Here is a 6,244-nt window from a genome sequence, read left to right on the forward strand (position 1 = left end):
GATGCTTTAAGGCAAAATATAATAGAAAAAGTTTTCTTTTGTCTGAATGTTGGGTGAGGGCTGTTGTCTGTGATACATAAAAGAGAAAGTCAGGAAAGCTTATGATCCTAATGTGGGTCAAGTTATAGAGAGTCAATATTACGAAGTTAAACTGGGGTTTTAACCCTGATTTATTCTTTAATGAATGTTTCCCCCTTCCCCAGGAGGAATTTAACTTGGTCAATTGATGTCCCTTCAGAATAAATCCTAAGGAGTGGTTCTGTTCCGGATGCTCTAAATAGTATCCATGATCCATCTTGAAAATTTAGTTTTACGCCGTCTAATGTTTCAATTTTTGTCACATTGTTACCTGCAAAGTCTTTAATGTTTTTTAATTTTTCAAGTTTCGAGGAAAAAAGGTCTCTTTTGATGTGTAAATCCAGTCTGTCATAATAGTAGTAACCTAATTTATCCATTATTGATTTTAGATTTTGAGAAAGTGTTTTTCCTGTTATGGCAATAAGCTCTAAAAGTAATAAAGCATTTAATGTCCCATCTCTTTCTGGTATGTTATTTATAATTCCGATCCCTCCGCTTTCTTCTCCTCCGATCATCACTCCACCCTTTAAAAATTCTTCAACTATATACTTAAACCCTATCGGTTTTTCTATTATTTCCAGGCCGTATTCCTTGGCCTGCTTTTCTACAAGTCTTGAAATATTAAATGTCTTAACAATTTTTCCCCTTAGCTTTTTATTTTCGTATAAATGTTTTAATAATAAGGAAAAAACATTATGTGATGAAATATATGTTCCATCAGGATCTATAGCCCCAATTCGATCTGCGTCGCCATCTATTGCGATACCAACTGACAATTTATTTTTTAATATTGATTCTTTCGTTGTAGATATAAGGTCTGTTAGGTTGCTTGGCAGTGGCTCAGGGTTAACTCCCCCAAAAAGAGGATCGCGGTTTGAATTTATCTCTTCAATTTCCGGAATAATTTCTTTTAAGTATCCTGCTCCGCTTCCGTGCATAGGATCGAAGATAATTTTAATGCCGGCGGATTTTATGATGCTTAAATCAACAAACGAAGAAATATGTTTTAAATATTCTGGCTTTGGGTTAAATAATTCATACTTCTGATTTTCTTTGTCGGCAGGTTTTATGGGTTCATTCATCTCTTCTAATATAGCTTCAATTTCTTTGGTTGTTTCGGATTTTGCGGATCCTCCAAAAGACTCTTTAATTTTAAAACCGTTCCAATTACTTGGGTTATGGCTTGCTGTTATCATAATTCCGCCGTCAAGTTTATTTGTGTTAACAAAATAGGAAAGTGCGGGAGAGGGGAGTGATATTTCAGAATAAAAGGTTTTTATGTTTGCGTTTGAACATATACTTGCCGCAACTCTTGCGAAATCTTCTGATTGGAATCTGTTGTCGTAGCCTACAGCAATTCCATTTTTTATTAAATTGAATTTTTTTAGGTATTGCACGAAAGCCAAAGAGACTTTTTCTATATTTTTAAATGTAAAGTCTTTTGCTATTTCTCCGCGCCAACCATCTGTTCCAAACTTAATTTTGTTTTTTTTCATCTTCTTGGTTTTCTACTGTTTCAAATATATGTATATTGCAATCAGCCTTTGGAGCATCTTCTTCAAAATATAAAGTGTCAACTGTTCTATTCTTTGGGCAATAGGAGGTTGCTACTAAACCTGAATCGAGGCATATCTTATAAGGATACAATCCCACAGGCGGTGAAAAATTAAGAGGTGGTTCATACGCCAAAGCCTTTGTCATAAAATCTTTCCACATTCTCGGGCAGACAGAAACTTCCGCTACCCCTTTCATTGGTTTGTTATCATCATTTCCGACCCATACTCCCGTAACAAGTTGAGGAGTAAATCCTATCAACCAAGCATCTTTAAAATCTTGTGATGTTCCGGTTTTTGCCGCGGCAGGACGATTTAAACGGCCACCGATTCCCGTCCCATTAGTTAAAACTCTTTGCATCATAAATGCAATTATATTTGCAACGTTTGAATCTATTACTTGCTCGCCTTTTTCATCACTTATAAAAATTGTGTTCCCGTTTCTGTCAACAATTTTAGTTATTGCTGTTGGCTCATATCTAATCCCTTCATTTGCGAAAACACCAAAAGCGGATGTTATTTCAAGCATAGTAACCTCAGAAGCTCCTAATGCCAGAGATAAAGCCGGCTCTAAATGGCTTTTTATTCCCAACTTTCTGGCCATATTTATAACAGAAGGGATGCCTACTCTATCTAAAGTTTTTATGGCGGGAATATTTAGTGACTTTTCCAGAGCATATTGCATCGTAACATTACCGGAAAATCTCCCATTGAAATTTTGAGGCGTCCATTTTCCGGAAGGATTCCATTTGTTTCTAAAAACCTCAAAAATTGTTGGTTCGTCTTTAATTACAGTTCCCGGAGAAATCCCTTTTTCTATAGCTGTTGCATAAATAAACGGCTTAAAAGAAGAGCCCGGCTGCCTTCTTGACTGTATTGTTCGGTTAAATTGGCTTTTTACAAAATCTGCGCCGCCAACCATGGCTTTTATGTGTCCATTCCTCGGGTCGATTGCAAGCAATGATGCCTGTGAGAAATTGTATTTTGAGCCTTCTCTTTCGATAAAAGAGTCTACTGATTCTTCCGCGTTTGCTTGCATGTTTGTGTCAAGCGTTGTATATACTTTAAGCCCCCCCTTATTTACCGCTTCTTCTCCAAATTTTTTTATAAGTTCTTGAAATATATAATTTACAAAATAGGGGGCCAGATTGCCAAATTTTTTTAGATTTTCCGGATGCAAATTTAACGTTTCGTTGTAAGATATTCGTGCTTCTGTGAGAGAAATCATTGACAGGTCAACCATCTTTAATAAAACTATGCGTTGCTGGTTTTTTGCGAGCTTTAAATTTTTGTAAGGTGAATATATTTCTGGGCCTTCTATGATTCCTGCAATCATTGCTGATTCTGCCAGAGTTAAGTCTTTTGCGTGTTTATTAAAATAAAGATAGGATGCCGATTCAATCCCATAAGCATTGTGTCCGAAGTATATTTGATTTAAATAGTATTCTAGTATTTCTTGTTTTGTAAAGCGGCGTTCTATTTGAAAAGCAAGAATTACTTCAGCAAGTTTTCTGATAATATTTTTTTTACGAGTCAAAAACAGATTGCGGGCAAGTTGTTGTGTTATTGTTGATGCCCCTTCGGACAGTCTTACTCTTGTTATGTTTGCAATTGTCGCCCTCATTATCCCTCTAATGTCTATTCCGTGATGACTATAAAATCTTTCATCTTCTATTGCAACAGTTGCTTTTTTGATATAAGGGCTCATGCGTGACAAGGAGACAACTCTTCTATTTTCTTCTTTGTGAAATCTTGCAAGTGGTTCATTGTCGGAAGAAAATAAAATTGTTGCTTCTGATGGTATATATGTCTCTAGCTTTTCAATCTTTGGAATAGAAATTAAAATTTGTATTAGAAGCCCTGAAAAAGCGGCTAAAGAAACTGCAAAGATTATTAATACTATCTTTGAATGTTTCATCTCTTTAAATATTATAACATAGTTTTTAAGAGTTATTTGAGCTTTTCCAGCGTAGCTGCAAACTCATACGGCAGAGATATTGCATTGCATTTGAAGAAGTTATACAATGATTTCCGATATGCTTAAGGTTAACCCAAGCTTTATTATAGTTTTAAGCTTTTTTATCATAATACTTACAGGAGCTTTTCTTTTGACTCTTCCTATCTCTTCGTCTATTGGCTCTTCTACAAAGTTTATAGATGCATTGTTTACTGCTAATTCCGCCACATGTGTTACAGGTCTTGTGGTATTAGATACAGGAGTTCATTTCTCTTTATTTGGCTTGGTAGTTATTATTTCCCTCATACAAATTGGCGGATTGAGCTATATGACCTTTTCAACATTTATTTTTTTATTATTTAGAAGAAAAATGTTTATTTCTGAAAAGCTTATGATGCAAGAAGCTTTAAATATTTATTCTACGCGTGAAGTGGTTTCAGTTGTCAAAAAAATATTTGCTATAGTTTTTCTTGTGGAAGGGATAGGCGCTTTAATCTTATTTTTGCGTTGGTGGCCTTCTCTGGGGTTAAAAAAAGGTTTATTATATGCTGTATTCCATTCTGTCTCTGCATTTTGTAATGCAGGATTTGCTTTGCCGGCAGGGAATGTTAATTTAGCTCCTTATTGTACCGATGTTGTAGTAAATTTGGTTATAACTTCTCTTATAATAATTGGCGGAATAGGATTTATTGTTATTTCTGATATATTAAAAAATAGAAGATTTTCTCTTCATTCTAAAACAGTTGTTTTTACGACTATTTTTCTTATAGCAGTAGGAACTCTTCTTTTTTATTTTTTTGAACAAAATAATTCTTCAACATTAGGGTCGTTGACTTTTTCCCAGAAAATAATGGCTTCTTATTTTCATTCTGTTACTCCAAGGACAGCTGGTTTTAATACGTTATCTATTGATAAATTTTATGTTCAGAGCTTGCTTTTGACTATTTTGCTTATGTTTATTGGCGCTTCTCCCGGAGGAACCGGCGGTGGGATTAAAACTACAACTTTTTCTATTATTTTGTCCACAATATGGGCAACACTTAAGGGATTAAAAGATACGGTTATCTTTGAAAGAAGGATACCGTTTCAGACAGTTCGACGTTCCTTTGTGATAGCAGTCCTTGCTCTGCTTTTAGTTTGTAGCGCTGTCTTTGCGCTTACTTTTTTTGAAAAGGATAAGACTGTTTTATCGCTTTTGTTTGAGGTTGTTTCAGCTTTTGGCACAGTCGGGCTTTCTATGGGGATAACGCCTTATTTAACAACTGTTGGTAAAATTGTTATTATGTTATGTATGTTTATTGGGCGTGTTGGGCCTTTGACTTTGCTTTTGGCTTTTCTTACAGGTCAAAAAGAGCATAAGCTCGAGTATCCGAAGGAAGGTATTTCAATAGGATAGGAGGAAAAAAATGTCAGGTAGAAAGCAGTATGCTGTTTTGGGTTTGGGTCGTTTTGGATCAAAAGTAGCAAGGGAACTATTTTATAAAAACCAGGAGGTAATTGTTGTTGATAAGGATGAAAGCAAAATCCACAATATAAAGGATCATGTTACGCATGCCTTTATTGGGGATATTGCGGATGAAGAGTCATTAAAGGAGGCGGGCGTTTCTGATTGTGATGTTGCGATAATTGCCGAGAGTTCTGATATTGAGGCAAATATTATAGCTTCTCAAATATGTAAGTCTCTTGGGATAAAAAAGGTAGTTTGCAAGGCTCAAAATACGCTTCATGGTAAGATACTGTCAAAACTTGGTGTAGATCAGGTCTTTTTCCCCGAACAGGATATGGCAATTAAACTTGTAAATAAGCTTACATCAACTAAAATCCTTGATTATCTTGAATTAGGTGAAAATTTGACAATAATAGGTATCAATGTTTTTGACAGTTTTATAGGCCAGACTCTTGAAGATCTTAAGTTAAGAAGTAAATATAATATTTCTATAATGGCTATTCAACGCGATGGACAGATGCTTGTGGTTCCGGGCGCAGATACTGTCCTTCAAAAAGGTGACGTTATGATCGTCTTTGGTGAAGAGCAATCTTTAAGGAAACTGGATTTGGACATTGGACACAAGACATGAAGTGTAGAGTTAACAGTGTACAGTTTACTGTTTACTGTATGTTATAAAACTCAATAACTCTTTTATTATTTGATGGGGTGTGGGTGGACAACCGGGGATGTGAAGAGCTACAGGTAAAATATTGTTTACTCCTCCTTCGATATAATAAGAATCTTTAAATATTCCGCCGTTTAATGCGCAATAACCTAGGGTAATTACAACTTTTGGTGTCGGCATGGCATCATATGTTTTTTTGAGAGCCAGAAGCATATTCTTTGAAACAGGCCCTGTTATAAGCAGGGCATCTGCATGCCGAGGCGAGGCGACAAAGTCTATTCCGAATCTTTGGATGTCGTAAATTGGGTTTGTAATTGCAATTATTTCAGATTCGCATGCGCCACAAGACCCCGTATCTACCTCTCTTATATGAAACGACCTGCCGAATTTTTTTATTATGGCTGATTTCAACTCTTTGCCTAAAACAGTTATTTCGTCTTTGTTAAAAGAGAGGTTTTTTGTAACAAGCCCTTTTTTAAGGCTGTTTTTTAATATGTTTTGCATTATAAGTCATTCCCCGGATAAGAAAGATTAAAGCTTTT

At 35.5% G+C, this 6,244-nt stretch carries 5 protein-coding genes; 2 read left to right on the top strand and 3 right to left on the bottom strand.

Going from position 1 to position 6,244, the window contains the following annotated elements; all coding sequences use genetic code 11:
* Positions 1 to 170 precede the first annotated feature (170 nt).
* Complete coding sequence (locus A2290_02930) at positions 171 to 1,574, bottom strand: hypothetical protein (protein ID OGC14050.1); 1,404 nt, start codon at positions 1,572 to 1,574, stop codon at positions 171 to 173.
* Positions 1,555 to 3,549, bottom strand: a complete 1,995-nt coding sequence (locus A2290_02935; protein OGC14051.1) for a hypothetical protein — start codon at positions 3,547 to 3,549, stop codon at positions 1,555 to 1,557. The genes A2290_02930 and A2290_02935 overlap by 20 nt, the downstream gene beginning before the upstream one ends.
* Before the next feature lie 106 nt (positions 3,550 to 3,655).
* Here A2290_02935 and A2290_02940 point away from each other — a divergent pair, with 106 nt between their 5' ends.
* A complete protein-coding gene (locus A2290_02940) occupies positions 3,656 to 4,984 on the top strand; it encodes a hypothetical protein (GenBank protein OGC14052.1) in 1,329 nt (442 codons plus the stop codon).
* Positions 4,985 to 4,994: 10 nt separating this feature from the next.
* Positions 4,995 to 5,666, top strand: coding sequence for a hypothetical protein (locus tag A2290_02945; GenBank protein ID OGC14053.1), 672 nt, complete (start codon positions 4,995 to 4,997; stop codon positions 5,664 to 5,666).
* A gap of 24 nt (positions 5,667 to 5,690) precedes the next feature.
* Here the strand turns inward: A2290_02945 and A2290_02950 are convergent, their stop codons facing one another.
* Positions 5,691 to 6,206 (bottom strand): hydrogenase, encoded by a 516-nt coding sequence (locus A2290_02950; protein OGC14054.1) that lies wholly within the window; start codon positions 6,204 to 6,206, stop codon positions 5,691 to 5,693.
* Positions 6,207 to 6,244: the final 38 nt, after the last annotated feature.

The sequence above is a fragment of the candidate division WOR-1 bacterium RIFOXYB2_FULL_36_35 genome (assembly GCA_001771505.1).
GTDB lineage: Bacteria > Margulisbacteria > WOR-1 > XYC2-FULL-46-14 > XYC2-FULL-37-10 > XYB2-FULL-36-35.